Here is a 340-nt window from a genome sequence, read left to right on the forward strand (position 1 = left end):
CGACGATCAGCCCGGCGCCCGTATCCGCCAGCCGCCTCGCCACCGCCAGCGTCGCCGGCCTCGGAAAATGCCGAAACTCCCAATCCCAATGCGGCACCGCGCAGGTGAGGTCGATATCGGAAGCAGCCTCGCGCGGCCAATCGGCGGCACACATGGAGATGCGTTCCTCAAAGGGCGCGGCGGCGGTGTTGCGCCAGAACGTGAAGGCAGCAAAACCGATCGTCAGCGATCCGGCGGCATGGCGCCGGACAGGTCCGCCGGCAACCGTGCCGATGGTGCGAATTCCAAGCCGGTCGAGCGCCGCGACCGTCTCCTCGAAACCGACGATCCCCTGATCGAG

Annotated in this window: 1 protein-coding gene; it reads right to left on the bottom strand. The window is 67.6% G+C overall.

Annotation, left to right across the window (positions count from 1 at the left end):
* The coding region (locus EN824_RS33910; protein WP_189522279.1) for a CapA family protein at window positions 1-340 on the bottom strand (340 nt) is incomplete at both ends.

It is taken from the genome of Mesorhizobium sp. M8A.F.Ca.ET.181.01.1.1 (assembly GCF_004792025.1).
GTDB lineage: Bacteria > Pseudomonadota > Alphaproteobacteria > Rhizobiales > Rhizobiaceae > Mesorhizobium.